The sequence below is a fragment of the Caballeronia sp. SL1002 genome (assembly GCF_057814995.1).
On sequence record NZ_JBYMUW010000003.1, the window covers coordinates 842,076 to 866,828 of the forward strand.

The 24,753-nt window shown below is 60.1% G+C and carries 19 protein-coding genes and 2 pseudogenes; 9 read left to right on the top strand and 12 right to left on the bottom strand.

All coding sequences use genetic code 11. The features are described from left to right. The first annotated feature begins 74 nt into the window (after positions 1-74). A complete protein-coding gene (locus AC3D25_RS21215; protein ID WP_488890391.1) occupies positions 75-959 on the top strand; it encodes a LysR family transcriptional regulator in 885 nt (294 codons plus the stop codon). 808 nt (positions 960-1,767) lie between these two features. On the opposite strand, the gene AC3D25_RS21220 is transcribed toward AC3D25_RS21215, so the two are convergent. Next, positions 1,768-1,977, bottom strand: coding sequence for a hypothetical protein (locus tag AC3D25_RS21220; RefSeq protein ID WP_488890392.1), 210 nt, complete (start codon positions 1,975-1,977; stop codon positions 1,768-1,770). Positions 1,978-2,230: 253 nt separating this feature from the next. Here AC3D25_RS21220 and AC3D25_RS21225 point away from each other — a divergent pair, with 253 nt between their 5' ends. Both AC3D25_RS21225 and AC3D25_RS21230 read left to right on the top strand, forming a co-directional pair. Next, the gene (locus AC3D25_RS21225) at positions 2,231-3,034 is read left to right on the top strand and encodes an alpha/beta fold hydrolase (protein ID WP_488890393.1); all 804 of its coding nucleotides are present in this window, start codon (positions 2,231-2,233) and stop codon (positions 3,032-3,034) included. Then, on the top strand, positions 3,034-4,593 hold the full coding sequence (locus AC3D25_RS21230; RefSeq protein WP_488890394.1) for a hybrid sensor histidine kinase/response regulator: 1,560 nt from the start codon (positions 3,034-3,036) through the stop codon (positions 4,591-4,593). The genes AC3D25_RS21225 and AC3D25_RS21230 overlap by 1 nt, the downstream gene beginning before the upstream one ends. Before the next feature lie 504 nt (positions 4,594-5,097). On the opposite strand, the pseudogene AC3D25_RS21235 reads toward AC3D25_RS21230, so the two are convergent. The 5 genes and pseudogenes from AC3D25_RS21235 to AC3D25_RS21255 all read right to left on the bottom strand — a co-directional run. Continuing rightward, positions 5,098-5,374 (bottom strand): annotated as a pseudogene (locus tag AC3D25_RS21235) (epimerase); the annotation flags it as partial. A 177-nt stretch (positions 5,375-5,551) separates the two neighbouring features. Next, positions 5,552-6,397 (bottom strand): sugar phosphate isomerase/epimerase family protein, encoded by an 846-nt coding sequence (locus AC3D25_RS21240; protein WP_488890395.1) that lies wholly within the window; start codon positions 6,395-6,397, stop codon positions 5,552-5,554. A 69-nt stretch (positions 6,398-6,466) separates the two neighbouring features. Next, on the bottom strand, positions 6,467-7,630 hold the full coding sequence (locus tag AC3D25_RS21245; protein ID WP_488890396.1) for a dihydrodipicolinate synthase family protein: 1,164 nt from the start codon (positions 7,628-7,630) through the stop codon (positions 6,467-6,469). A 16-nt stretch (positions 7,631-7,646) separates the two neighbouring features. After that, positions 7,647-8,417, bottom strand: coding sequence for a 3-ketoacyl-ACP reductase (locus AC3D25_RS21250; protein WP_488890397.1), 771 nt, complete (start codon positions 8,415-8,417; stop codon positions 7,647-7,649). Positions 8,418-8,605: 188 nt separating this feature from the next. Beyond that, positions 8,606-9,286: a TetR/AcrR family transcriptional regulator gene (locus tag AC3D25_RS21255; protein ID WP_488890398.1), complete on the bottom strand. Its 681-nt coding sequence runs from the start codon at positions 9,284-9,286 to the stop codon at positions 8,606-8,608. 208 nt (positions 9,287-9,494) lie between these two features. Between AC3D25_RS21255 and AC3D25_RS21260 the strand changes: the two genes are divergently transcribed. The 4 genes and pseudogenes from AC3D25_RS21260 to AC3D25_RS21275 all read left to right on the top strand — a co-directional run. After that, positions 9,495-11,003, top strand: a complete 1,509-nt coding sequence (locus AC3D25_RS21260; RefSeq protein ID WP_488890399.1) for an acyl CoA:acetate/3-ketoacid CoA transferase — start codon at positions 9,495-9,497, stop codon at positions 11,001-11,003. 49 nt (positions 11,004-11,052) lie between these two features. Then, the gene (locus AC3D25_RS21265; protein ID WP_488890400.1) at positions 11,053-11,823 is read left to right on the top strand and encodes an enoyl-CoA hydratase/isomerase family protein; all 771 of its coding nucleotides are present in this window, start codon (positions 11,053-11,055) and stop codon (positions 11,821-11,823) included. A 71-nt stretch (positions 11,824-11,894) separates the two neighbouring features. Further along, entirely contained in the window at positions 11,895-13,193 is a 1,299-nt protein-coding gene (locus tag AC3D25_RS21270) for an MFS transporter (protein WP_488890401.1), read from the top strand. Between the two features lie 270 nt (positions 13,194-13,463). Beyond that, positions 13,464-13,601: pseudogene (locus AC3D25_RS21275) on the top strand (NAD(P)H:quinone oxidoreductase); the annotation flags it as partial. Positions 13,602-13,872: 271 nt separating this feature from the next. Here the strand turns inward: AC3D25_RS21275 and AC3D25_RS21280 are convergent. Next, positions 13,873-16,026 carry a hybrid sensor histidine kinase/response regulator gene (locus AC3D25_RS21280; RefSeq protein WP_488890402.1) on the bottom strand — a complete coding sequence of 718 codons (2,154 nt, stop codon included), beginning with the start codon at positions 16,024-16,026 and terminating at the stop codon, positions 13,873-13,875. A gap of 1,041 nt (positions 16,027-17,067) precedes the next feature. On the opposite strand from AC3D25_RS21280, the gene AC3D25_RS21285 reads away from it, so the two are divergent. Then, positions 17,068-17,325 (top strand): ATP-binding cassette domain-containing protein, encoded by a 258-nt coding sequence (locus AC3D25_RS21285; protein WP_488890403.1) that lies wholly within the window; start codon positions 17,068-17,070, stop codon positions 17,323-17,325. Between the two features lie 213 nt (positions 17,326-17,538). On the opposite strand, the gene AC3D25_RS21290 is transcribed toward AC3D25_RS21285, so the two are convergent. From AC3D25_RS21290 to AC3D25_RS21305, 4 genes are all read right to left on the bottom strand, one after another. Beyond that, entirely contained in the window at positions 17,539-18,486 is a 948-nt protein-coding gene (locus AC3D25_RS21290) for an ABC transporter permease (RefSeq protein ID WP_488890404.1), read from the bottom strand. Continuing rightward, positions 18,483-19,346, bottom strand: coding sequence for an ABC transporter permease (locus tag AC3D25_RS21295; protein ID WP_488890504.1), 864 nt, complete (start codon positions 19,344-19,346; stop codon positions 18,483-18,485). The genes AC3D25_RS21290 and AC3D25_RS21295 overlap by 4 nt, the downstream gene beginning before the upstream one ends. Before the next feature lie 83 nt (positions 19,347-19,429). After that, positions 19,430-20,926 carry an ATP-binding cassette domain-containing protein gene (locus tag AC3D25_RS21300; RefSeq protein WP_488890405.1) on the bottom strand — a complete coding sequence of 499 codons (1,497 nt, stop codon included), beginning with the start codon at positions 20,924-20,926 and terminating at the stop codon, positions 19,430-19,432. Between the two features lie 36 nt (positions 20,927-20,962). Further along, entirely contained in the window at positions 20,963-21,994 is a 1,032-nt protein-coding gene (locus AC3D25_RS21305) for an ABC transporter substrate-binding protein (RefSeq protein WP_488890406.1), read from the bottom strand. Between the two features lie 154 nt (positions 21,995-22,148). Here AC3D25_RS21305 and AC3D25_RS21310 point away from each other — a divergent pair, with 154 nt between their 5' ends. After that, positions 22,149-23,258, top strand: coding sequence for a lactonase family protein (locus tag AC3D25_RS21310; RefSeq protein ID WP_488890407.1), 1,110 nt, complete (start codon positions 22,149-22,151; stop codon positions 23,256-23,258). A 9-nt stretch (positions 23,259-23,267) separates the two neighbouring features. Here AC3D25_RS21310 and AC3D25_RS21315 read toward each other — a convergent pair whose 3' ends face one another. Beyond that, on the bottom strand, positions 23,268-24,743 hold the full coding sequence (locus AC3D25_RS21315) for a mannitol dehydrogenase family protein (protein WP_488890408.1): 1,476 nt from the start codon (positions 24,741-24,743) through the stop codon (positions 23,268-23,270). Between the last annotated feature and the right edge of the window lie 10 nt (positions 24,744-24,753).

Consider the following 24,753-nt stretch of genomic DNA (forward strand, 5'->3'; position numbering starts at 1 on the left):
CCGCGCAGCGCTAGAATAACGAAAGTTGAATATCACAACCTGAAAATTCAGGTTTTCTGAATCTGGACGCCGACATGCGAGAGATCAGCCTGGACCGTTTGCGCACTCTGGTTGCTATTGCCGACCGTGGCTCGTTCGCCGACGCCGCGCGTGCTTTGCACCTTGCGCCGCCAACGGTCAGCCTTCACATCGCCGAACTGGAAGACCGCATCGGGGCTCCGCTCCTGTCGCGCAAGCGTGGGCATGTTCGGCCGTCGGCAACGGGCGAGTTGCTGGTCGAGCGCGCGCGTCGGCTGCTGGCTGACGCGGAACAGGCGTTAGACGATGTACACCGCCAGGTTCAAGGGCTGGTCGGACGCGTTCGGCTCGGCGCATCGACCGGCGCGATTGCACACCTGTTGCCGCAAGCGCTCGGAGCGCTGCGTCAGCACCATCCCGCAATCGATATTCAGATCGCGGTACTGACCTCGTATGAAACGCTCACCCAATTGGCGGACGGGACACTGGATATTGGTCTGGTCGCATTGCCTCAGCCTCCGGTGGCAGGACTCGCGATAAAGCCTTGGCGCCGCGACCCCGTAATGGCCTTTGTGCCGGCGCATTGGCGGTGTCCTGCTCGCATAACGCCTGAATGGCTCGCCGCTCGACCGCTCATTCTCAACGATGCGACGACGCGTCTCTCGCGTCTGACTGCGGAGTGGTTTGCGATCGCGGGGCACCATCCTGCGCCACGCATTCAGCTCAACTACAACGATGCGATCAAGAGTCTGGTTGCGGCGGGGTATGGCGCGGCGCTGTTGCCTCACGAGGCCACTACGCCATTACCCGACGGGCGTATTGTCATGCGTCCGCTGCGCCCGGCGTTGTGGCGTCGGCTCGGCATTGCGCATCGTGTGGGACACGTCGAACGTTCCACGCAACATGTACTCGATGCGCTGTGGGATCTGCGATTGACGTAGGCGTTTCGTCTTGGCTGGGTAAGGTGCAATCGCGATGGGACAGTTGTGCATTGCTCGCGAGGTGAAAATTTACGCAAATCCAGAGGCGAGAAATCGTGGCTTCTTGCATGCTGGTCGCCTCGCTCGCCCGAATGCGGCGGTGAGGCACGCAGCAAGGCGAGACCAACCCCGGCCGCTGCTAAATTGCCTGTCTCTGTAGGCCGCGTGCGGGCAGGATAGCGATCGCCGCGCAACTACGTTACAACGCACTGAGATTGAGTGGCCCGAGTTGACCCACCACCAAAATATGGAATTTAGAAAAGACATAAATGGTCTGCGTGCGGTTGCGGTTATAGCAGTCGTTCTGTTCCACTACGGCGTCAGGTATTTCGACGGAGGGTATGTCGGTGTCGAAGTGTTTTTTGTTATCGATTTAGTAACAGTTAAAGTGGGAGAAGGCACTTGTCAAACTATTTTCGAACAATAGCTCGACTCTTCGCAGTGGATTACGTATCTGCGAACCGCTGCGACGTGAGCGCGGAAGCGGTAGAGGACCTGAGGAACTGTGCAGGGGACGAGATCGACCGTCGAGCTTGTCATCTGCGAGCTCGCACGCGCGTTGCTGCGACATTGTCCTGAGCTCATCAAGAACCTCTCTTAGATGCCTCGTTTAGACTCTATATGGATCAGCCTCTGGGAGACAATGACTGAAGCCGAAAGGGCTGCGCGGCCCTCCGCCGCGGAAGGTATCGCCGCAAACCGGCGCTTTGAGAGGCTAGTTGATCCGAGTGCGCCAACAGAGCACCGACCTGGCGTTCATTTGTCGAGGTTAGCTTTCGATGTCGAGGGGCGTGGTCACGATCCTGATCGAAGCATTTGGGCGCATTCGCGCCGCAAGTGCGACCGCATCCGGTTTGCTAGCCACCACGACGACGAACACGCCGAGAGGATCATCGTGTTTCGGCAGTTCTACGCGCCAGCCCGCACCTAAGCGCGGGCGGATGACGACCTCCCGCTTGTTTGTTTCACTAGCTGACATTCGGTTCCGACGGGTTGAATTGCGTTAAACCGCGTTCTCAACGCAAATCATTGGCGTCGGTAGATTTGAAAAACTCCGGGGCTCGTGCAGTGCGCGAGCGACGAGAAGGGATTCATGTTACAGCGCGGGCGGTGGTAAACGGGATTTTCGTCGGAAAATAGCTTCTCCGCCCGGGTAGTGTAACGTTCCGATATGCCAAAATTCACGGCAATCCCGAGTTAGCCCCCCATTCAATGAGTCAGAGCATCTCGTCATGAGCGTTCAGTTTCGCAACAATGTCCAATTATCCGGAAATGGTCCGACCACCATGATGTTCGCGCACGGCTTTGGCTGTGATTTGAGCATGTGGCGGCACTTTGCGCCGAGTTTCGCGAGCCGCTATAAAACTGTCCTCTTCGATCTCGTTGGCGGGGGGCGGTCTGACCTCGATGCTTATGATCGGACGAAATACGGCACGCTGTCCGGATATGCAGATGACGTAATTGACATCATTGCAGAGTTCGCAGACGGTCCCGTGGTCTATGTAGGCCACTCCGTCAGTACGATGATCGGGATGCTAGCCGCGATCAAGCGCCCGGATCTGTTTCTCGCTAACGTCATGATCGGACCGTCGCCATCTTTCATCGACGATGGCGACTACGTCGGCGGCTTCTCACGCGAGGACATCGAGGAACTTCTAGGTGCGTTGGACAGCAATTATCTCGGATGGTCGAGCACGATGGCACCGGTAATCATGGGTTCGCCCGAACAGCCAGAGCTTGCGAACGAGCTGACGAACAGCTTCTGTCGAACGGACCCGGAGATTGCACGGCATTTCGCCCGGGTGACGTTCCTCGCCGACCACCGGGCGGACCTTCCAAACGTCACAACTCCCACGCTCATCGTGCAGTCAAGCGACGACCTGCTTGCGCCGCTTGCTGTCGGTGACTACCTTCATCGGAACATCCCCGGAAGCCGCCTGGCCGTCGTAGCCAACGTCGGACATTGCCCACATCTAAGTGCGCCGGGCCCGAGCAAGGAGGCAACCGAGGCGTTTCTTACCACGCTGAGATGCTGATGGATAGTCCAAGATCAAGCCTAACTTCGATCGCTACGGCCTATGCAAACGCGGCCTGCGGCCTGCTGACTACGACAACGGACGGGACTATCGTCCGGGTAAATGCGACTTTTTGCAGGTGGTCCGGTTACGGCGCGGAGGAATTGCTCGATCGTCGTCGGGTACAAGACCTCCTCACCATCGGCGGAAAGGTCTTCCATCAGACGCATTGGGCACCGTTGTTGCAGATTCAGCGATCGGTGGCGGAAGTCAAATTGGACGTGCGGCACCACGATGGGCGCAAGATCCCTATGTTGATCAACGCCGCTCGCTACGAGCACGACGGAGTCGACTATGACGACTTCGCGTTCGTGGTCATGACCGACCGTCACAAGTACGAACAAGAACTCCTACTGGCCCGGCAGAAAGCCGAAGCCGCTCTTGCGGCGCAAAAAGCGGCCGAGGACGCGCTACGCGCCGCGGACCGCAGGAAAGACGAATTTCTCGCGACACTCGCCCACGAAATTCGCAATCCGTTGGCTCCGCTGCGGACGGTCATCGAGCTATTCAGGCGCAAGCAGTTCACTGATCCCCAGGTAATTTGGTCACGCGGCGTGCTGGAGCGGCAGGTCGGACAGATCGCACGTCTCGTGGACGATCTGCTTGAAGTTTCGCGTATCGCTGAAGGCAAGCTGGAAATTCGGGCGACGGCCGTGGATCTGCCAACCATCGTTCGAGACGCCGTCGAGACGTCGCGCCCGATCATGGATGCATCGTCTCACAAGCTGACGATTAGTCTGCCCGATGAAGCGCTTGTCGTGAACGCCGATCCCATGCGTCTCTCGCAGGTTATCCAGAACCTGTTGAACAACGCGGCGAAATACACGCCGGCGCGCGGTTCCATCTGGCTCGATGTGTTCAGGGAAGAAAGTGAGGCTGTGATCCGGGTGCGAGACACGGGTATCGGTATCGCATCCGATCACTTGTCTTCGGTCTTTGAGATGTATTCACAGATATCGGCTGGTCTGGTTCGCTCCCAAGGTGGTCTCGGCATCGGTCTTTCGCTTGTAAAAGCCTTAGTAGAACGACACGGAGGTAGCGTCGACGTTCAGAGTGCCGGAACTGGACAAGGCAGCGAATTCACCGTTCGGATTCCAGCGGTCGATTCCTCAGCAATAAATGAGAGCGCCTTGCCTTCCTCAGATGCCGAACAGCAGCGCGCTCAGCGGATCGCGATAATTGATGACAATGAGGATACGGTGACGAGTCTCGCCATGTTGCTCGAGATGGACGGTCATGAGACGAAGACCGCCCTTGACGGTGTGACGGGACTAGCCTTAGTGGAGGCGTTCGCCCCGCAAACGGTCATTCTCGATATCGGCCTACCGGGACTGAATGGCTTTGAAGTGGCCGCCCGCATCCGTGAATCAGTCCCGTCCGGGATCACCGTAATTGCGTTGACTGGTTGGGCCCAACAGAGCGACGTGGATAAAGCCCTGTCGGCAGGATTTGATTTTCACCTGACTAAGCCCGTGGACTACGGAAAGCTTGCAGAAATTTTGGCAAGCTTGTCTACGTGACGATAATCGAGGCGATGGTCGGGCGATTTGTGAGCGTCCGCATTGGGGAGTGAGACTGTCCGCTCACCATGCGCGAACGACCGATACTTTGGGATCCCGTAGCAGACGTAGATTTTCCATGCCCTCGGCTTCAATTTAAGGTCAGTGCCAGCAGAGATCTTAGCGTCGTCATGCGTTTCTCGGAACTGAACCTTGGAACAGAGGCCCGAAAGCCGGACTTGGCGCTGCGTTTTTCCGGGCGATTGGACTGCGATGGACGCCGGAGTTTGGCTTCCTGCCATTTGAATGCCGGTCCGACCGACAGCGGCCTGTCAACGGGGCTGCAGCCACGATGGGCCTCCACGTCGGTGAGACCGAGATGTTTGTCCGAACCGGCCACGCGGTGGAGAGCGGCGCGTCGGTGTCGACGTCACGGCGCGCCACGCAACCACCAGGGCCGTGCCGAAAGACGCACGGGTATGAGGCGCGCGACTGCGCTGGAAGTGAAGGTGTTCATGGCGATCCTCACGCTGCGGCGGCCGGCACACGCGTATTCGCCGCTGCGACAGGCGTCTGCTGGATGCCTTCCACATACGACGTTTTGCGGATCGGTCCAATCAAGTTGCTGCAACGCCGAATCGTCCATGATCAGCGGATCGGTCATCAGGTAGTTCATTTCGACCACTTCGCGCATGAACGGGTTGAACAGGCCGAGCAGACGCAGCATCATCTTGCCTGCCACGCGCAACTTGAGCTTGTTGCCAGTCCGGCGTTCCATCTCCGACACCAGTTCGCGCTGCGAAAAGTTCGGGAAATAGACGATGTCAGCCGGGTCGCAATCACCGGATTGCACGTCGATACAAGGTCGTTTCCTTGGTCACAGCGGTGAGCTTTATCGAGAGTTGCGGTAGGGCGCGGGGAACCGCTCGAAAAAAGCGCATCTTTCAACGAGGAGACAATGGTGTCGCTGGCTCGGGTCTCAGCAGACCGATTGCAGTCTCGCGGCACACGTCTGCAAGACTTGATCGGGTGGCAGTGTCCACCAATTGTCGCGCGAAAAAATCTCGACTTCGACCATGCCGGCATATCCGGCGCTCTCGACGCTCTGCCGGACGCCCTTCAGGTCGATCACGCCGTCTCCCATCATGCCCCGGTCGAGCAGCATGTCGGACGTCGGTACAAGCCAATCGGAGACGTGGTACGCGAGAATGCGATTGTCCTTGCCGACCGATGCAACAGCAGCCTCCAAGCGCGGATCCCACCAGCAGTGGTAGACGTCGACCGCGACGCCCAGAAAGCCATCGTTATGCGGATCGAGCTCGCGCGCGATGTCGTTTGCCTGATCGATCGTGTTGACCGCCGATCTTTCGCCCGCGTACATCGGATGCAGTGGCTCAATGGCAAGCCGGACATTGACCTTGCGCGCTTCTTCGAGCAACGCCCCGATGCCGTCCTTTACTTGCGAGCGCGCGCCTGACAGATCACGGCTACCTTCAGGCAGGCCACCCACAACCATCACGAAGCACTCGGCACCCAGTTCAGCCGCGTCGTTCAGAGCCCGAACGTTCGACCGGATATTTGCCAGACGTTGCTCGAGCGTCGAGGCAGGGAAGTAGGTCGACCGACAATACCCGGTGACCGTGAGATCGAGCGCGCGAATCTGCTTAGCGATCTTGCTTACGTTGGCCGCTTCAATTTCATGACGCCAGGGGGCGAGTCCGCCGAAGCCGGCCTTCGCAATTCGGTCGATGGTGACGTCGATTGGTTCGCGGTGGCCGAGTGTTGCGGTGTTGATGGAGCAACGAGTGAGGTGCAGTGATTCCATGTTGACGATCCAACCTTTCTTGAGCGCCGCTGATCCCAGGAGACGGCCACCAAAGAGTGGCGTCTGCGTTTATTCCGCGCATCCAAGCGTCGTCATGATCGCTCGCATTCGGCTGACGGCCAACTCTGGATCTTTGAGCAGGTTCGCCTGATCGGCGAGTCGGAAGACCTCTGCCAGATAAGCAGGCGGCCTCATGCCATGATGTCCGCCCAACATGAAAAAGTGCGGCTGGAACCCGTTCAGGTAGGCGAGGAACACAACCCCGGTCTTGTAGTACTGCGTCGGCGCGCGGAAGATGTGTCGCGAAAGCGGCACTGTCGGCGCGAGCAGTTGCTCATAGCGAGCCAGGTCGTTCGCGGCGAGCGCAGTCAGCGCCTGCGATGCTGCAGGCGCAATCGCATCGAAGATGCCAAGCAGCGCGTGCGAGTAACCGAACTCGTCGCCGGCGATGAGACTCGGGTAGTTGAAGTCGTCGCCTGTGTACATCTTCACGGACTCAGGAAGGCGACGGCGGAAGGCGATTTCCTTCGCATCGTCCAGCAGCGAAATCTTGATACCGTCGATCTTTGCTTCATTCGCAGCGATGACTTCGAGGCAGACCCTGGCCGCGTTTTCGAAGTCGCCGTGGCCCCAGTATCCGCTCAGTTCGGGATCGAACGCCTCGCCGAGCCAGTGGAGAATGACGGGCTCGTCGCACGCCGACAGCACTTCCCGGTAGACACGAACGTAGTCGTTCGCATGTTTGGCGACTCGCGCAAGGGCACGGCTCGCCATCAGGATGATCTGGCCGCCCGCGTGCTGGACGCTTTCGATTTGCGTCAGGTAGGCCTTGATCACATCGTCGCATGAGCGCGCGTCGTTCGCCTGCAAGTGATCCGTCCCGCAGCCCGATGCGATCAATGCGCCGGGAATGTCGCGAGTTTCATTCAGCGTGCGGACAATAAGCTCTTTCGCCGAGTCCCACGAGAGGCCCATACCGCGTTGCGCCGTATCCATCGCCTCGGCGATCCCCAAACCTTGCTCAAGGAGGTAGCGGCGATATTCGATGGTGCGGTCCCAGTCGATTGCACAAGCGTGTCCCAGTTCGCCGCTATGCAGTGGATCGGCAACCACGTGCGCAGCCGAATAGGCGATACGGTTGAACGGTGCCGCAGGCTTGACGATTTGCAGCGGAGTGCCGGTCAGACGGTAGTCAACGAGTGCGCCGTCCAGAGTGGGGAGCTTGATTTGCATGGCTTAAATCTCGAAATCAGTATTTAGAAACAAGAAGACCGCCATCGACGCGGATCGCTTGACCAACGCTGAACGGCAAGCCGCCCGTTGCCAGCGTGCGCACGGTACGTGCGACTTCATTGGGCGTTCCCCATCGCTTGATGGCGGTCAGCCCGTTCTCCATGAGCGCGTCGTAGCGCGCCTTCGATGGCGCAGTCATTTCTGTTTCGATAAGGCCCGGCTGCACTTCGAATACGCCGACTCCCAATTCAGCAAGTCGCAAACTGAACAGGGTGGTCGCCATCGAAAGACCCGCCTTCGAAACGCAGTATTCGCTGCGCTGAGGCGATGCCGCTACAGCGTTGGACGAGGTGATGGTGATGATGGAGCGACTGACGGCCGACTGCGGTGCTTTGGCGGCCCGCCGGCTGAATGCTTGCATCAGGAAGAAGGTGCCTCGCGTGTTGACGTTCAGGCAGCGGTCGTAGCTTTCGGGCGTGACATCCAGAAGATCGCCGCGCGACGCGACGGACACACCGGCGTTGTTGACCAGACAGGTGGCGGCGCCTAGCGCGTCCTCGACTGCCTGAAAGAGTGCGTCATGGTGCGCAATGTCCGCGAGGTTCGACGTCAGCGCCACGCATTTCACACCGGTCCGTTCAATGTCGGCGCGCGTGGCGACCAACTCCTCCGACGCCTCCACGTCCGTGATTGCGACGTCGAACCCGGCAGCGGCCAGTTCAAGCGCGATCGCTCGACCAATGCCCCGGCGAGCGCCTGTGACCAATGCGATTTGACGTTGTTCCATGAGTCATCTCCGAGATGGCTTTTCTGACATTCTTCTCACGATTTCGCTGAACCGAAACTTAAGTAACGATCCAGTTCGGTATTTAACATCTTGTGCGAAGACATGTCAAAAAAGGGTTTTCCCTATAAGCGGAAAACCCTGTGCGATCAATCGACGGAAAAGGCCAGAAAAGGGCGTGCGCGCCGCGTTCAGCTCGGGCGCAGAAGACTGAAGACCGTCTGAAGGTTGAAGTCGAGACGCTTTTGCAGGGCTTCTTTCGAGACGAAATCGAACCCGAAGATGACTTCGCCGGTGAAGCGATTGGTCAGGTAGTAATAACCCAGCGCGGCGATGGTCAGGTGCAACTGGCTCGCGTCGACGCCGGTTTTGAAATCGCCGGATGCCACGCCTCGATCAAGAATCTGCTGCAGCATGGTCGCGAAACCGTGGTGCAAATCGCTGAACCGTTTCGACTTCTTGACATGCCGGGCCCGGTGCAGATTTTCGCTATTCACGAGCGACATGAATTCCGGGTTCTTCAGATAATAGTTCCACGTAAAGGTCACGTAAGCCCGAATTGCCTCTACCGGGTCGAGTTTATCGAGGCCAAGTGCTCGTTCCTCAGTTCGGATCTCCGTCCACATTTCCTCAAGCACGGTCTGGAAAAGTTCCTCCTTGCCCTTGAAGTACTCGTAGATCATCCGCTTGTTGACGCCGGCCTTTTCGGCGATCGTCTCGATGCGAGCGCCGCCAAGCCCCACCTTCGCGAACTCTGCCTTGGCTGCTGCCAGGATCCTGGTTTGCGTCTGAATGGGATCGCGCAATCGCTTGGCGCGCGCCGGCTTTTCGACAGCGCGCGCTTCGCTATCCGGTTCAACTGTGGTCTGCATAAGTGTGGGTCACATCTAAAGTTAAACGGTAACTGACAACACCTTCGCATTGTAATCGCGGTGTGTGAGCGGTTCGTTCGCGTTCGTTATCGTAAACCCGCTTTCTCGTCTTTCACACTTGAATGTCCCTTTTCGCTGTGACACCATCCGCTTCAAGTAACGATATGGTTCGGTACTAAAGAGTTTGTGGAATTGCAAAGGAGGCGTTGTGAACAAGTGGACCAATGCAGAAACAGTTGCAGCTTCGATCTTTGACGGGGCGGCGATCGCCATCACCGGCTCAGGGGGCGGCCTGCTTGAGCCGGACGCCATCCTCGCGGCGATCGAAGCGCGGTTTCTCGAAACCGGTCATCCGCGCAATTTGACGGTCGTTCATGCGCTGGGCGTGGGCGACGGTCAGGGGAGCGGCCTCGGGCGATTCGCTCACGCCGGCATGGTCAAGCGCGTGATCGGCGGGCACTGGGTCTGGTCTTCTGCGATGCAAAGGCTGGCCGAAAACGGCGAGATCGAGGCCTACAGCTTTCCGGGCGGCGTGATTGCAACCCTGTTCCGCGAAATCGGCGCGGGTCGCCCGGGCGTGATCACGCGGGTCGGTCTGAGAACCTTCGTCGATCCGCGGCTCGGTGGCGGCAAATTGAACGATGCGACCACGGACGATCTTGTCGAATTGCTAGAGATCGACGGCAAGGAGTTTCTGCGCTACAAGCCCCTCAAGATCGACTTCTCGATCGTTATGGCTTCATCTGCAGACGACAGGGGCAATCTTTCGACCCGCCACGAACCGGCAGACCTCGACATTTACGCCGTCGCGCTGGCCGCGCACAACTGCGGCGGCAAAGTCATCGCCCAGGTCAAATCGCGACCACATTCCCACGTGCCTGCTCGTCTCGTTCGCGTACCTGGTGTGATGGTCGATTTCACCGTCGAGACACCGTCGCAACGCCAATGCCAGATCAGCGAATACGACGCCACGTTGAGCGGCGAACGGATCGGCCCGACGCCTGACATCGAGATGCCCGACGGTATGCGTCTCATCGTGGCCGAGCGCGCAGCGCAGGAACTTGGTTCCAATCAGTCCGTGAACTTCGGCTTCGGCTTTCCCGGCGCGATCCCGGCCGTTCTGGCCGCCCAAGGTCGGGGCGACGAGTACTGGGGGTCTGTTGAACAGGGTATCCACCGTGGCTCGATGCTCGACGGTTCGATGTTCGGCACGGCGCGCAACGCCGACGCCATCATGCCGAGCGTCGATCAGTTCGACTGGTATAGCGGCGGCGGTATCGACGTGACCTTCCTTGGAATGGGCGAATTCGATGAAGAAGGCAACGTGAACGTATCGAAGCTCGGTTCCACCGTCGTCGGCCCAGGCGGGTTCATGGACATTGCACAGGGCGCGAAAAAGCTCGTGTTCTGTGGCGCATTCGAGGCCAAGGGCTTGCGCGTGGAACACAAAGGCGACGCGCTCGAAATTCTCTCGCCGGGGTCGGTCCCGAAGGCCGTGAAGAAGGTGCGGCACGTGACCTTTAGTGGCGTGCAGGCGCGCCTCGACGGGAAAGAAGTCTTCTACATCACCGAGCGCGCGGTGTTCCGGCTCGATGCGCTCGGCGTGTGTCTCGTCGAAGTGTCGAAGGGCGTCGACATGCACCGCGACGTTCTCGCGCGCATGGAGTTCAAGCCGCTTATTGACGAGCGTCTTCTCGAAAGCGCTTCGGTTCATTAAGGCTAACGCTAACCAGCATTCCATCGTTCTCAGGAAGAAGGAGTTCCTCATGTCTGATACGGACATTCTCTACGAAGCCAAAGGCCGCATCGCCACCATTACGCTCAACCGCGTGTCGCGTCATAACGCGCTGACCCTACGGATGCTGGATGACATCGAACGCGCCGTGGCAGACGTCGAACGCAACGATGAGATCCGCGTGCTGAAGATCGAAACCGCCAGTCCGCGCTTCTTTTGCAGCGGCGCGGATATCAACGAGTGGGGCGATATCGATGCTCAAAAGATGGGCACTCGCTTCATTCGTGAAGGCAACCGTGTGTTCCGTCGAATTGCCGAACTCGACAAACCGACGATCGCCGTCCTTTCTGCCAGCGCGCTGGGTGGCGGATTCGAGCTCGCGCTGACGTGCGACCTCCGCTACGCAAGCACACAGGCCAAGGTCGGCTTTCCCGAAGCGTCGGTGGGCGCGATCCCCGGATGGATGGGCTGCTCGCGGCTTTCCGAACTTGTCGGCGCAACACGCACGCGTGAGCTGATCCTTCTCGGCGAACCGATCTCCGCCGATACCGCGGCCGCGTGGGGCGTGATCAACGAAGCCGTCGAGCCCGATCAGTTGTGCAGCCGTGTGGACGCGGTCTGCGAGACGCTCATCAAGCGATCGAGGACTTCCTTGTCAGTTGGCAAGCGGCTTCTTCGCATGATGGAGACAGGGCAACACGAATACGCTCACGAACTCGCTGCATCGGTGTGCAAGGCGTCGCCCGATGCAATCGAAGGCGTCGCGGCATTCCGCGAGAAACGCCACGCATCGTTCGGGTAAATCGCCAACCCGCTAAGCAGTCACGTAAGCCGCGTTTGCGGATCAAGAACCTCAGGAGACAGGAGTCGCTCATGGACCGTACAGCCATTCGGTGGCGCATTTGCGCGCTGCTTTTCTTCGCAACCACGATCAATTACCTGGACCGTCAGGTGCTGGGTCTGCTCAAGCCCGAGCTTGCGGTCACCTTCGACTGGACCGAAACACAATACAGCTACATCGTCATGGTGTTCACGGCCTGCTACGCTTTTGGCATGGTGGCGTCCGGGAAGTTGGTCGATAAGTTCGGTGTCAAGATCGGCTACGGCGTGTGCGTTCTGCTGTGGAGCATCGCCGCGTGCGGCCATGCGCTCGTGCGCAGCACGCTAGGCTTTGGCGCCATGCGTGCGCTTCTTGGCATCTCTGAATCGGGCAGCTTCCCTTGCGCGGTGAAAAGCGTATCGGAGTGGTTCCCGCGTAAAGAGCAGGCGCTTGCGGTGGGTATTCTGACCTCCGGTACCAGTATTGGCGCAGTGGCCGCGCCCGCGACAGTTCCTTGGCTGGCCGCAACGTATGGCTGGGAGGCCGCGTTCTTCGTCACTGGCCTGACAGGATTTATCTGGCTGGGCTTCTGGTACTTCATGTACCAGGTGCCGGCCAAGCACGCGAAGGTCAACGAAGCAGAACTTGCTTACATCAGCGAGGGTTCGGCTTCCGCCCCCACACCTCAAAGGGTGAGTTGGTTCACTCTGCTCAAACTGCGACCGACATGGGCATTCTTCGCGGGCAAGCTTTTGACCGACCCAATCTGGTGGTTCATGCTCTTCTGGCTCCCGTCGTACTTCAATTCGCGCTTCCACCTCGACCTGAAGAACCTCGGCCTTCCGCTGGTGATAGTGTACGTCGCAACTTCCATCGGTAGCATCGGCGGCGGGTTTATCTCGTCCAGGCTGATCCAGCGCGGCTGGTCCGTGACGAAGGCGCGACAAACCACGATGCTGGTCTTTGCGTTTCTGGTGATGCCTATCGCGTTCTCGCCGTTCATCGAAAACATGTGGGCGATGGTCGGCCTTTTGAGTCTTGCGGCCGCTTCGCACCAGGGATGGTCGGCAAACCTCTTCACCACGGCTTCTGACATGTTCCCGAAGGCAGCGGTCGGGTCGGTTGTCGGGATCGGCGGCTTAGCCGGTGCGTTGGGCGCGACGCTGTTCCCACTGGTCGTCGGTGCAGTGCTCGACCATTTCAAGATGCTCGGTCACATCAGCGCCGGCTACAACCTACTGTTCGTTGTTTGCGGTTCGGCCTATCTTCTCGCATGGGTTGTGATGCGCGTCATCCGCTCATCGAGCAAGCCCGTCGATATCGCGCAACTCGCGCCGATCGTCCACGGTTGAAATTAGTCTCTATGACAAAGGCATTTCATTTCATTCGTAGCGGGTAACAGTCAACCGCAGTCCAGTTTGAACTGCTGCAAAGAACTTCACTTGGCCAACGCCGACGTCCCGGATGTTGCGCCTAGCCACAAAAAAATTTACACGATTTTCGAAAGACGTAAAGGCGGCCGTGCGAACTGAGGAGACTGCAACTGCTATGAACGCGACCGAGCGGATGTTTCTCGATTGGACGGAGTGCTCGCGCGGGCGCCGACCGCACTGGCGAAAGTGATGCTCGGTGGCGCGCCATACGGCGCCACGACGATCGCGGGCGGCGACGGTGCACGTCAGCCGAGTGCGATCGAACTCGAAGGAGCCCGTCATCAGGGCAAGCTCGTTGCGGATACCGCGGCCAAACTGTTTGCCTGATGGCGAATCACGCATTGCATTTTCGGCAGGTGGTAGCGATGGAGAGTGCGTTGGACTCCGCCTTCGCCCGCGAAGTGTCGGGTCCGGAGGAGTTTCCCGGGCAGGCCCTTCCTCGACGCGTCTTCCTGTCACCGGCATCGATCACGTACCGATCAATGTTCCCGACATCGACGCAGCAGCATCAAAATGACGCGTCTATCACTGGGCTCGGGCGCGGTTCGATCTATTGTTGTACTTTCCCTTAGGTGCTCGATACGCCTCCATCAACGCTCTAAACCGCGACTTGCACACTCCGCAGTAACGCCTCCAAGTCGTCTATGTTGAACGGTTTGGACAGAATGGTGACGCCGGCCCTTTTCGCTCTTTCGAATTCGTCCGCGTAGCCGGTCATGAGGGCGATCGCTTGCTTCGGCCATCTCCGGCGTACTCTTTCCGCGACGTCGATGCCATTATTGAGGCCCGGCATCTGGATGTCGGAAAGGATGAGGTCGAACGTCCTTCCGTCGTCCAGCAGCCTCAACGCGGCGTCGCCCGTCACCTCATGGTGTGCTTTCCAGCCGAATACCTCCAGCACGGCAGCAAGACCCGCGGCCACTTCATCATTGTCTTCGACGAGCAAAATCGAGCCTTTTCCCGGCGCCTCGGTGAGCACCGCCGCCGAACTATCCGAACGCAGTTCAATCTCGGACTGCTCTGTCCATCTCGGAAGGTAGAGTCGAATGGTCGTGCCGTCGCCAACGACACTTTCGATTCGTGCGGTGCCACCTGCCTGTTCGCACATCGCGATGACCTGCGCGAGGCCCAGACCGGTACCTGCACTCGCAGACTTCGTCGTGAAGAGCGGCTCGAATGCGCGCCGAACGATAGAATCCGGCATGCCGACGCCGGTATCCGAGCAGCTAATGACAACGTAGTCGCCCGACTTCAAGCCGCTCGATGCTTTGGATACCTCTAAATTCTCTCCGCGAATGATGAACTCGCCACCATTGGGCATTGCGTCCTTGGCATTGACCGCGAGGTTTATCAAAGCTGACTGCAACTCGCCAGTATCAACATGGATCGGCCAGATCGTATCGAATGAAAAAAAGCTCAGCTTGACCCTGTCTCCCAAGGACGTTCGAATCAGCGCGGCGTCTTCCTCAAGCCATCGTTGCAAATGGACTTCTTCCTGGCGTAAGGGCTGTTTGCGAGCCACGCTGAGCAGCCTGCGGGCCAATACTTCCGCGCCTGCGGAAGCTCGCTCGACCGCCATCACTTCCTTTTCCAATCCGTTGAAGTTCTTGCGTCTCGCAAGTTCCATATTTGCTTTCACGACCATCAGCAGATTATTGAAGTCGTGTGCGACGTTCGCAACTAAATTGCCGAGTGCGCTCGCTCGCTTCATCTGTCGGCCTGTCGACTCCGCCGATACGCGCCTACCGAACTCCGCCCTCCATCTTTCCCAGGCTATTCGCTCTTCTTCGAGCCGGCGCAAGCTGAATAACACAAGCATCCAGATTCCGACACAAGGAAGCAACGTGGCGATTGCAATGAGACCGTCGTGCCTTATCCATCGATATGTCACGGTGGCGACTGGAATGCCGGCGGTCACGTAGAGCGGGTAGGGGCCGACTTTACGATAGACCAGAAGCTTTTCCTCGTCGTCCAGCGTTGAGTTAATCCTTATGCGGCCGTCTCGATTTTTGGCGCGAGTGGCGTCGAGCAAAGGCAAGTTGGTCGTCGGTGCACGTCGGGCCTTTGGAGAGGGCGAGCGTGCCAGAACCGACGCATCGTCCCTGAATAAACCCAGCGTAAGCGTTCGGTCATGCGATGTTAGTTGATGGTAAAAAGACAGAAATGTGTCGCGGCGCAAAGAGATGTACAGGACGCCAAGAAAATGTCCGTGCGCGTCATAGCGCGGCGTACTCGTACTGAACACGTCGAGGCCTGTTTCCGGATTGCGCTCCGGCGGCGACACGGTGATGGCAACTCGATCGCCCACTTGGGCAGAGCGAAACTCGGGTTGGTCGCCTAAGGACAAAACCCCGGCGGGATAGCTACTGCTGCTGACAAGCAGATCACCGTTCTTGCCGAATATCGCAATGGCGGCAATCGGAGGCAGGCGATGCACCGTTTCCTGCAAAAGGCGATGGAGTTTCTCTTGCCGCGCCCGAATCTGGCTGTCCCCGTCATCGCCTAGAACGGACATCAAGTGCAGCGCCAGTTCCTGATTGACGTCCAGGACTTTGACTGCCTGCTCTTCTGCAACCCGTGCGAGCCGGTCGATTGCTTCCGATGAGTCGGAAAGGCGATTTTGATACCCGAAGTAGCCGTAGGCGATCAGAAAGAGCAAGGGCGTCACAATCGACGCGACCAATGCAGCCCTAAGCATACGACGCGACGCGCCGAAATCTCGCGGAGGTAGCGGGATTTCCGTTGCCGACATGTCAAGCGCGGACGGTTCTGGTCCTGTTCTCATGAGCAAGCAAGTCGACGAAATGCGAAGCATATTCAGTTCATGCCCATGCGTCAAATGGACGCCACGCATTTCTGCGCTACATGCCTAATGAAACCAATGGCGTACGGAGACCGGAGTCCAGGCTGGTAAGGGCATGCTATTCGGGGGCACGATCACCCTCAACAACAGGCTAATATCGGTGTCGGATGTCCTCGGTTTTTTCGCCACCGAGGAGGAAGCGCAAGTCGCTGGGCTCGAAAAGGCCCGCGCGGGGGTCGACTGTCATGGATAGCCGGTACTTCTGCACTCAGCGCGGCGGTCGGCTGCGATGGCAATGGTGTCGCATATCAATCTGAAACTCAGAGGGGCTTGATCGGTGTTCGAGACCGCGCACGAGAAGCGTATTGAGCCGACATCGTTTATCGGCGACCTTGGGCTTTGGGCGCTGTGTCTAAGCTACGTAATGAGCCAGTTCTTTCGCAGCTACGTGGCAGTCATCGCAACTCAATTGATCGGCGATTTTCGATTTTCCTGCCACGCATCGGTGGATCGCCATCGGCGCTCAGGCGGACATCGGATTAGGCTGCGCGCCCGTATTCATGGGTCTTCTCAACGACGTGTTGAGTAGCGGGGCCGGCCCGCGCCAGAGAAGAGCGGTGACGAGCGCCAGCGCGATCGGTATGGCTGGCGCGCTGCTGGCCGCATGGCCGCTCAGTTGCGCGACACAATGGGTTGATGGCGGCACGCGATGATGGCCGCAACGGTGATGATGCTCTGCGCGACGATCGGCGTAGCCTGGTTCGTGAGGCGCCGGGATGCCTCGCCTCACGCGTCGCACAGCACCGTTCATCACCCGGCGCCGTGGAACGGTCGTTTCTGGACCCTCGCGCCCGCGTGCGAACGAGTGGTGATCAGCGGCTGACTGCAGGCGGATCGCGCGCTTACGCGACCGATCATCGCGCAATCGGCGAATGCGTATGCGAAGGAAAAGGGCGCCAAACCGCGCGATTGTGCCAAGGAGCTCTGAGCATGAGCATGAGCATGAGCACGCTTGCGATACTCGAAGTCGAATCGATCGCGCTTTCTTACGGCGGAATCATTCCGGCGTTGCGCGACGTCTCGCTCGTGGTCCCGCAGGGCGCGATCGTCGCCCTGCTGGGCGCGAACGGGGCGGGTAAGAGCACGACGCTCAAGGCGATCTCTGCCTTGAGCCATGCCGATCGGGGAGCGTTGACGCAGGGCGAATCGCGCGAAGGTGGTCCGAGTCATGGCGCAGGAATCAGCTAGCGCCTCAAGGCGCCGACTGCGCGCCGGTTCGCCGTGCGGCGAGTGCTTTCTCGCTACTGCATGGGACAGTATGTGGATGGCCGATGTCGCAAGGGTGCTCAATTTCACGAGCGATCGGCGAGACGCCGCAGCGTTTTCTGCGTAATCGAAGTGGGCTGGATACAAGCGTGGTGTAGCAAGCATTCGCAGGTTTGTCCGGCCCGGAAGATGCCGCTAGGATCGCAAATTCTCCGCGCTAGGCGCGATCGCCGTGACGCCGATGATCAACATGCCATAGACGATGGCGCGTAATCCCGCGCCCGCGCCGCTCGCGTTGAGCAGCGCGTTGATCAGGAACAGGAAGCACGCAGCGGTCCAGATCCCGGTGGGACTTGGTTTTCCGCCCGACACCTGCGTCCCGCCGATCACGACGACGGCAACGGACAGCAGCATGTAGTCAGCCCCCATATCGAGTGTCGCGCCGCCAGAAAACGCCGCGAGCAGCAGTGCGGCGAGCGCTGCCAGCACCGAGCAAGTCACGTAGGTCAGGCAGTGAACCAGCGTCACCCTCACGCCCGCCAGATTCGCCGCGCGCGTGTTCTGCCCGAGCGCCGACAAGCTGCGTCCCTGCACCATCCGGAACAGCACCACGGCAACGAGAGACGTCACGAGGAGGGCGACGAACGCGAGCCCCGAGATGCCACCGATGCGGGACAGTGCAAAATTTTCGAGTATCGGCGGGGGCGCTGCGCCGCCGCGTCCCAGACTGATTGCGAGCGACTGAAGCACGAAACTGGACGACAGCGTCGCGATGATCGGCGGGATGCGCAGCGAGCGGATCAGCAAATAGTTGAAGAGTCCGATGAGCGCGCCCGTCGCAATGACGGCGAGGACGCCGGTCACAATCGCGTGATCGTTCGTCGCCATGACCTGCATTCCGATACTGCCGCTCAGGGCGATCGTCGCGGGTATCGACAAATCGATATTGCCGGGACCGCTCGTGATGACGAGCATCTGGCCGAGCCCGACGAGAACCGAAAACACGACGAATGCCGAGGCCGTCGACAACATGCTGCCGGCAGTATCGAGGCCGAAGGTAAAGCCGGCCGCGACGCCCACCAAGACGGCGCCGAGGAACGACCAGAGCCAGACCGCGCGCCGCAGTGAGAAGAATGTGTTCATCGACGCTTCCCCTTGTTTCGGAACAGCAGGCGCAGTGACAATACCGCGATCAGGATGGCGCCCTGCAATCCGATCTGCCATTGCGGCGCGATCTGCAGGAAGGACAGAAACGACGACGCGAGCGTCAAGGTAATCGCACCCAGCACCGCGCCGACCGGCGATACACGTCCGCCCACGAACTCGCCGCCGCCCAGGATGACGCCCGCGACCGACAGCAACGTGTAGCGCAAGGCGATGTTGGCATCGGCCGAACTCGTCAGGCCGAGAAGCGTGAGGCCCGAGCACACGCCGAACAGGCCTGAGCATCCGAACAGGATGGCTTTTGCGCGTATCACTGACCATCCGAACCGGCGCATCGCGGGGGCGTTGCCGCCCACGCCGCGCAGCGCCACCCCGAACGAAGACCGCATCAAGAAGAGGTGCATGCACACGGCGATCGCCGCGGTCCAGAGAAGCGGCGCCGGGATGATGGGCGACTGGAATCCCATTAGCGCCGAGAGCCAATCCGGGCTTTTACCGCCGGGCGCGGGCAACAGGAGGACCGCGATCCCGTTCCACACGAACGACAGACCGAGCGTGACCACGACCGACGATACGCGCCGGAACTCGATCAGCGCGCCCACGAGCGCGTAGAGCACGACGCATCCCGCGAGCGCCAATATGCCTAGCCACGGCGAGCTTTGCAGAAGCGTCGCGCCGATACAGGAAACGAGGCTGACGAATGAGCCGATCGAGAGATCGAGTTCGTTCGCGGTGATGACGGCAAGCTGCGCGAGCGTCGCGAATACGATCGGCACGCCGAGGTTCAGCAGCATTACGCCGCCGAAGTAACTCAGCGTGTTGGGCTGAATGATTGCCATCGGCACGAGGATCGCGATCAGCGATGCAAGCGGAAGCAGCGAACGCAAGTCGCGCGGGCGCTGCACGGTTGCAGTGGCGGTCTTCACTCTGTCACCTCCTCGAAGCTGGCCGCAAGCAACGCTTCTTCCGTGCATTCCTTCGCACCGAGTTCGCGCGTCACGCGTCCCGAACGAAAAACATAGGTCTTGTCGCAGTACGCGAGTTCATCGTTTTCAGTCGTGTACCAGATGAACGTGCGGCCCTTAGCTGCTTCGTCGAGAAGGAGCCGGTAGATTTCGAGCTTCGTGCCGATGTCCACGCCTCGCATCGGATCGTCCATCAGAACAAGCTCGGCGTCGGAGGCGAGCGCGCGTCCGAACAGCACCTTTTGCTGATTGCCGCCGCTTAACGCGAGAATGTTCGCGTCAGGCGCAGCGCCACGAATGTCGAGCCGTTTCGACCACACGCGAAAGCGTTCCTCAAGCTGCCGGGTGTCGATCCATGAGCGCGAGGCGCGGTCGAAAAGCGAACGAATGTCGAAGTTCTGCGCAATCGTCCAGTCTTGAAACACACCGTCTGCCCGGCGATCGCCCGCAACATAAGCGACGCGCTGATGCGAACCGCGCCGCCGCGCCTTGAGATAGATTTCGTTCAACGCGTCTGTCTGGCCTTGTCCGGCGAGTCCCGCAAAGCCGACGATACTGCCGCGCGGCACTTCAACCGTCGTGCGCTCGTCGGGACCGAGATTCCATCGAAACACCGACGACGAGAACGCTTCCGCGCGGACTTCACGGCGCGGCGCCAGATTACCTTCGACGAACTGCCCCATCGCGCGGATGATGGCCTCCTTGCTCAGGCCGCCGGCGTCCAGGGTGGACACGACGCTGCCGTCCCGCATGACCATGATGCGATCCGCGCAGCGCAACATCTCACCCAGCATGTGCGTGATGAGGACGCTTGTCACGCCGCTCGCGGCCGCTTTACGCACGAAGTCCAGCAACTGTTCGGCGGTATATTTGTCGAGACTCGACGTCGGTTCGTCGAGAATGACAACTTTGACGGCGTCGTCGACGCACGAGAACGCGCGCGCGATTTCGACCATCTGCTGTTGTGTCAGCGACAGATCGCCGACGATGTCGCGGCCGCGTAGCGCGTGGCCCGGAAAGATGGCATCGAGTTGCGCTTCGATGATCCGCCTTGCGCGCTTGCGCCAGCCGAAGCCCGCGAGTTGCGGATGCATCGCGCGCATGTTCTCTTCGATCGTCAGGTTCGGGCACAGCGACAGTTCCTGAAAGACGCATCGAATGCCGAGTTCACGCGCGACGTCGGCGCCGTATCCGCGCTCGTGGCGCGTTCCTTCCGTCTCGACCCAGCCGGCAGTCGCGCGCCGTGCGCCTGAGAGGACCGACATCAGCGTCGATTTTCCGGCGCCGTTGTGCCCGGCGATCGCCACGCACTCGCCCCGGACAAACTCGAAGGTCGCGCTCTTCAACGCGCGCACGGACCCGAACGTCACGTCGATCTCGCGCAAGGCGATCAACGATTCCGCCGGCCGCCGATCAAGCGCTTCTTCAACCGTGGGCGTGTCTGTCAAGTTCATGGCGAGATCCGGACGAAGGACGGGCAGGGAAAGCGACTACTGCTTCGCTTGCGAGTCGATGAGCTTCACGACCTGATCGCGCGTGAAGACGTTGCTCGCGACCGTGCCCGGTGCGGTCGATGCCAGCACCTTTTCGACTGAATCGGACGTCACGGTCAGCGTCGGGAGCGACATTTCGTGCGGCAGTTTGTTGCCCGCGAGCAATTGCTGCGCGACCCAGAAAGCGAACGTCGAGGAACCGGGATCGGCTGCAATCGACATCGTCTTATACGTGTCGAGGCCCTGTGTTTTCCACCACGCGAGTTCTTCCTGCCGATTACCGAGAATGATGGTCGGCACTTTGCGGCCCGCAGCGGCGAACGCTCGTGCGGCGCCGTAGCCGTCGCCGCCTTGCGTCACGACCGCGTCGATCGGAGGCAGTGACGGCAGCACGCCGGACACTTCCTTCTGCGCGACGGTCTGCGTCCAGGCGCCATAGACCGACCCGACGATCTTCATGTCCGGATACTTCTTCATTTCGTCGACGATGCCACGATGAATGTCATCGTCCACTGACACGCCAGCCAGCCCCCGGACTTCCAGCACGTTGCCCTTGCCGCCCAGTTTCTTCGCGAGGAAATCGACCTGCACTGCGCCCATCTGATGGAAATCGGCTGCTATCCGGTACGCACAGGGTTCTGTCACAATGCCGTCGAAAGAGATGACATACACGCCTGCCGCGCAGGCCTGCTTGACCGCGCCATTGAGCGCCGTGGGCGACGCTGCGTTGATAACGATGGCCTTATAGCCCTGCAACACCAGGTTTTGAATCTGCTGCGCCTGTTCGGTCGCCTGGTTCTCGGCGGTCGTGAACGCGGGAGCATCAGCAACCGTGCCGACCTTCTTCGCGTCGGCCGCAACTTGCGCCCAACTTTTCAACTGCTGCTGTCTGAAGGTGTTCCCGGCGTAGCTGTTGGAGAGGGCGATCTTGTCTTTCGACGTATCGCCGGTAGCGACTTTGGCCGATGCGCTGGCGGCCACGAACGCCGCGCTGACCGCGGCTGCAACGATGACATTCTTGACGAACACGGTTGTCTCCAGATTGTTATGCGCCGAGGGGCGCAAGTTGCAGTGGCTTACTCGCGGTCCGGGCAGTGATTGCATCTTAGTTTTGAACTCTACTACCATACAAGTAGGGTTTAACCGAAGATGTTCGTATTCTGCTTCCGTCTATCCTTGATCCATGACTACTTGCACACGCGTTTTTGTCGGATGTCTGAACCGTCCGGTGCCGCATTTCGCCAGCGCGAACGGGCGGGGCATTGCCGTGTATGCATTCGACGAAAAGACCGGCCGTCTCTCGCTGCTCTCCGAAACCACGGACGTAGCGAATCCGACCTATCTCGCGCTGGCCGCAAAGCGCGGACTGCTTTACGCGACGAGCGAGACTTTCGGCGATGTCGAAGGACAGATCAGCGCTTATCGGATAAACACGCTTTCCGGCGCGCTCTCGCTGATTAACCGCCAGGCGACGCGCGGCAGCCTCACGGCCTATTGCAAACTCGACATGCATGACAACTACGCATTCGTCGCCAACTACGGTCACGAGACGCCGGAGGAGCGGCCGCGGCGGCAGATCGTGAGCTTCCCGGTGATGGCGGACGGTGGCGTGGGCGTCGCATCGAGTGAGTTTTGTCATACGGGAAGTGGTCCGACGCGGGACCGTCAGAGCGTGCCGCACGCGCACTGTGTCGTCCCGAGTCCCGACAACCGGTTTGCCATCGCCACGGATCTCGGCACCGACGAGTTGCTGACCTACAGACTCGACGCCGGCAACGGGCGGCTCGAACCGGTCCGCGCAATACATGTGAGACCGGGCGCGGGTCCTCGTCATTTCGCCTTCCATCCGAACGGTGCGATTGCCTATGTCGTCAACGAACTGGATTCGAGCGTGTGTCGCCTGGCGTATTCCGCGTCCGATGGCGTGCTTCGCATCCTCGACACCGTAGCCGCCACGCCCGCCCCGAGCAGCGCGAGCCAGCCCGCCGATCTGCGCATTGCCGGCAGCGGACGCTTCCTCTATGCGTCGATTCGCGGCGACGACACCATCGCGACATACGGGCTGGAACCCGCGACAGGCGCGATCGTTTCGACTTCGACGCGCGCGGCGGGCGGCAAAACCCCGCGCAGCTTTGCGTTGTCGCCCTGCGGCGGGTACATGCTGGTCGCGTTGCAAGATAGCGACCGCTTGGTCGTTTATCGGCTCGATCCTTCGACGGGCGAGCCAATCGAGCAGGTCGAGGAAATCGGCGTCGGAACGCCGATGTGCGTGCAGGTCGAGCGTCTGGATTAGCGCGCCTTTTCAGTCTCGCTCGATAGCGATAGCGATAGCGTCGCGCGCGCCGCCGCGCAGCAACCAGACGGCGTCGATCAGCGGTCGCCGAAAGTCGTCGCGTTGTGCGAGCGCTACCGGAAAGACTTCGCCGATCGCAAGCAACGTATCGACAAGTTGTTCGGGCTCGCCCGGCAGGCTTGCAGTCAGTCGACTGGCGAGCGGATCGCTGATGTCGTAGCGCGTGCCGTCGTCCGCGTGTCCGCGCAGAAACACGAGCCACGCCGCGACCGCCAGCGCCAGCCGATCGATCGGCTGGCCTGCGTCGAGGCGCGCTTTTATGGTCGATAGCAGGCGCGGCGGAATTTTCTGGCTGCCGTCCATCGCGATCTGCGCGGTGCGATGCTTGAGCGCCGTGTTCGCGTAGCGCGCGAGCAGTGCGTCGCGGTAGGCGAAGACGTCGAACGAAGCGGGCACGTCGAGCGTCGGCGCGATGTCGTGCGTCATCATGGCGTGGATCAGCGCCTTGAGCGGCGGGTGTGCGATCGCTTCGTCGATGGTGGCGAAACCCGCGAGCATCGAGAGATAGGCGAGCGTCGAATGCGTGCCGTTGAGCATGCGCAGCTTGGCGATTTCGAACGGCATCACATCGTCGACGAGTTGCGCGCCCGCGCGCTCCCACGCCGGACGTCCCGTTGGAAAGCGGTCCTCGATCACCCATTGACGAAACGGCTCGCACGGCACGGGCGCCGCGTCGTCGCGCTTCAGCGCCTGCGCTGCGACCTCGCGGTCGGCGTCGGTCGTGGAGGGAACGATACGGTCCACCATCGTCGGCGGAAACGCCACCTGCGCGTCGATCCATGCGGCAAGGTCGCCGTCAGCCGCGCGTGCGAACGAGACGACTGCCTGCTTCAGCGCCGCGCCGTTATGCGAGAGGTTGTCGCATGAAAGCACGGTGAAAGGCGGCGTGCCGGCAGCCCGGCGAGCGGCGAGCGCCGCGGTGAGTATGCCGGGAACGGTCGAAGGTTCTTGCGGATTTGCCAGATCGTGAGCGACGCCGGGATGCTTCAGGTCCACGTCGCCGGACTGCGGATCTCGGCAGTAACCCTTTTCTGTCACGGTCAGCGAGACGATACGCACGTTTTCGTCGGCGAGAAGTTCGAAAAGACGCGCACGGTCGTGCGGCATCGCGAGAACTTCCCGCAATGCGCGAATCACCGTGACACGCACGCCTTCCGGACCCCGCTCGACGACGCTGTAAAGCCCGTCCTGAGCCATCAGGGCATCGCGTTTCGTGATGTCGCCTTGCAGCGTCACGCCGCAGATGCCCCAGTCGCCGCCGGCCGCGATCATCGCCTCTTCTGTATATAGAGCCTCGTGCGCGCGATGGAAGTTTCCGATGCCCAAATGAACAATCCCGATGCGCGGTTCACGCCAATCCGGAGACAGCAGGTAATCGGTCAGTGAATCGAGCGTATTCCGGCACATCCTTGATTTAACGTTCATTTTTTGTTCT

Excerpts from the sequence above, each read along its gene's own strand:
- AC3D25_RS21215 (WP_488890391.1), top strand. The coding sequence starts at position 75 with ATGCGAGAGATCAGCCTGGACCGTTTGCGCACTCTGGTTGCTATTGCC.
- AC3D25_RS21220 (WP_488890392.1), bottom strand. The coding sequence starts at position 1,977 with ATGTCAGCTAGTGAAACAAACAAGCGGGAGGTCGTCATCCGCCCGCGC.
- AC3D25_RS21225 (WP_488890393.1), top strand. The coding sequence starts at position 2,231 with ATGAGCGTTCAGTTTCGCAACAATGTCCAATTATCCGGAAATGGTCCG.
- AC3D25_RS21230 (WP_488890394.1), top strand. The coding sequence starts at position 3,034 with ATGGATAGTCCAAGATCAAGCCTAACTTCGATCGCTACGGCCTATGCA.
- AC3D25_RS21240 (WP_488890395.1), bottom strand. The coding sequence starts at position 6,397 with ATGGAATCACTGCACCTCACTCGTTGCTCCATCAACACCGCAACACTC.
- AC3D25_RS21245 (WP_488890396.1), bottom strand. The coding sequence starts at position 7,630 with ATGCAAATCAAGCTCCCCACTCTGGACGGCGCACTCGTTGACTACCGT.
- AC3D25_RS21250 (WP_488890397.1), bottom strand. The coding sequence starts at position 8,417 with ATGGAACAACGTCAAATCGCATTGGTCACAGGCGCTCGCCGGGGCATT.
- AC3D25_RS21255 (WP_488890398.1), bottom strand. The coding sequence starts at position 9,286 with ATGCAGACCACAGTTGAACCGGATAGCGAAGCGCGCGCTGTCGAAAAG.
- AC3D25_RS21265 (WP_488890400.1), top strand. The coding sequence starts at position 11,053 with ATGTCTGATACGGACATTCTCTACGAAGCCAAAGGCCGCATCGCCACC.
- AC3D25_RS21270 (WP_488890401.1), top strand. The coding sequence starts at position 11,895 with ATGGACCGTACAGCCATTCGGTGGCGCATTTGCGCGCTGCTTTTCTTC.
- AC3D25_RS21280 (WP_488890402.1), bottom strand. The coding sequence starts at position 16,026 with ATGTCGGCAACGGAAATCCCGCTACCTCCGCGAGATTTCGGCGCGTCG.
- AC3D25_RS21285 (WP_488890403.1), top strand. The coding sequence starts at position 17,068 with ATGAGCATGAGCATGAGCACGCTTGCGATACTCGAAGTCGAATCGATC.
- AC3D25_RS21290 (WP_488890404.1), bottom strand. The coding sequence starts at position 18,486 with ATGAACACATTCTTCTCACTGCGGCGCGCGGTCTGGCTCTGGTCGTTC.
- AC3D25_RS21295 (WP_488890504.1), bottom strand. The coding sequence starts at position 19,346 with ATGGCAATCATTCAGCCCAACACGCTGAGTTACTTCGGCGGCGTAATG.
- AC3D25_RS21300 (WP_488890405.1), bottom strand. The coding sequence starts at position 20,926 with ATGAACTTGACAGACACGCCCACGGTTGAAGAAGCGCTTGATCGGCGG.
- AC3D25_RS21310 (WP_488890407.1), top strand. The coding sequence starts at position 22,149 with ATGACTACTTGCACACGCGTTTTTGTCGGATGTCTGAACCGTCCGGTG.
- AC3D25_RS21315 (WP_488890408.1), bottom strand. The coding sequence starts at position 24,743 with ATGAACGTTAAATCAAGGATGTGCCGGAATACGCTCGATTCACTGACC.